Origin of the sequence: Oceanimonas baumannii (assembly GCF_002245495.1) — a bacterium.
GTDB classification, from domain to species: Bacteria; Pseudomonadota; Gammaproteobacteria; order Enterobacterales; family Aeromonadaceae; genus Oceanimonas; species Oceanimonas baumannii.
Window position 1 is genome coordinate 1 of record NZ_NQJF01000031.1, and the last position, 1,864, is coordinate 1,864.

A 1,864-nucleotide genomic window follows, 5' to 3' on the forward strand; every position below is an offset into this window, starting at 1 on the left:
GCTCTTTAACAATTCGGAAAAAGCTGATGAATAAAAAGTAGTTCTTGATACTGCAAGTGTCTTGGAACTTCTTGGCGAAATTTGTTGTAAGCATCAGTCACACGATGCGTACCGCCTTCATGAGTGTACCGGTCTTCGGACTGACACACTTCTTGGGGTTGTATGGTTAAGTGACTAAGCGTGCACGGTGGATGCCTTGGCAGTCAGAGGCGATGAAGGACGTGCTAACCTGCGTTAAGCACGGGTGAGCTGGTAAGAAGCGCTTGAGCCCGTGATGTCCGAATGGGGAAACCCACTCTACTTTGTAGAGTATCGCTGCGTGAATACATAGCGTAGCGAGGCGAACCGGGAGAACTGAAACATCTAAGTACCCCGAGGAAAAGAAATCAACCGAGATCCCCTTAGTAGCGGCGAGCGAACGGGGGCCAGCCCTTAAGCAGCTTGAGTGGTAGTGGAATGGTCCTGGAAAGGCCAGCGATAATGGGTGATAGCCCCGTACACGAAACGGCTCTTGTTGTGAAATCGAGTAGGACGGGACACGTGATATCCTGTCTGAACATGGGGGGACCATCCTCCAAGGCTAAATACTCCTGACTGACCGATAGTGAACCAGTACCGTGAGGGAAAGGCGAAAAGAACCCCTGTGAGGGGAGTGAAATAGAACCTGAAACCGTGTACGTACAAGCAGTGGAAGCCCTTCGAGGGTGACTGCGTACCTTTTGTATAATGGGTCAGCGACTTACTTTTAGTAGCAAGGTTAACCGTATAGGGGAGCCGTAGGGAAACCGAGTCTTAACTGGGCGACTAGTTGCTAGGAGTAGACCCGAAACCCGGTGATCTAGCCATGAGCAGGTTGAAGGTTGAGTAACATCAACTGGAGGACCGAACCCACTAATGTTGCAAAATTAGGGGATGACTTGTGGCTGGGGGTGAAAGGCCAATCAAACCGGGAGATAGCTGGTTCTCCCCGAAAGCTATTTAGGTAGCGCCTCGGACGAATACTACTGGGGGTAGAGCACTGTTTGGGCTAGGGGGTCATCCCGACTTACCAACCCCATGCAAACTCCGAATACCAGTAAGTACTATCCGGGAGACACACGGCGGGTGCTAACGTCCGTCGTGAAGAGGGAAACAACCCAGACCGCCGGCTAAGGTCCCAAAGTCCTAGTTAAGTGGGAAACGAAGTGGGAAGGCTCAGACAGCCAGGATGTTGGCTTAGAAGCAGCCATCATTTAAAGAAAGCGTAATAGCTCACTGGTCGAGTCGGCCTGCGCGGAAGATGTAACGGGGCTAAAACTAGGCACCGAAGCCGCGGATGTGTTCTTTGAACACGTGGTAGGGGAGCGTTCTGTAAGTCTGCGAAGGTGTGTTGTGAAGCATGCTGGAGATATCAGAAGTGCGAATGCTGACATGAGTAACGATAAAGGGGGTGAAAAACCTCCTCGCCGGAAGACCAAGGGTTCCTGTCCAACGTTAATCGGGGCAGGGTGAGTCGGCCCCTAAGGCGAGGCCGAAAGGCGTAGTCGATGGGAAACGGGTTAATATTCCCGTACTGACACACATTGCGATGGGGGGACGGAGAAGGCTAAGTGAGCCAGGCGTTGGTTGTCCTGGTGAAAGGGAGTAGGTGGTGATTTTAGGCAAATCCGGAATCACAACGCTGAGACCCGAGACGAAGGTACTACGGTACCGAAGTCACTGATGCCCTGCTTCCAGGAAAAGCCTCTAAGCTTCAGATGTGTGTGAACCGTACCCCAAACCGACACAGGTGGTCGGGTAGAGAATACCAAGGCGCTTGAGAGAACTCGGGTGAAGGAACTAGGCAAAATAGTACCGTAACTTCGGGAGAAGGTACGCTGGAGCG

1 rRNA gene is annotated in these 1,864 nt (G+C 52.1%); it reads left to right on the forward strand.

What is annotated here, in order from left to right:
• Positions 1 to 164 precede the first annotated feature (164 nt).
• Positions 165 to 1,864: ribosomal RNA gene (locus B6S09_RS17965) — 23S ribosomal RNA — on the forward strand; the annotation flags it as partial.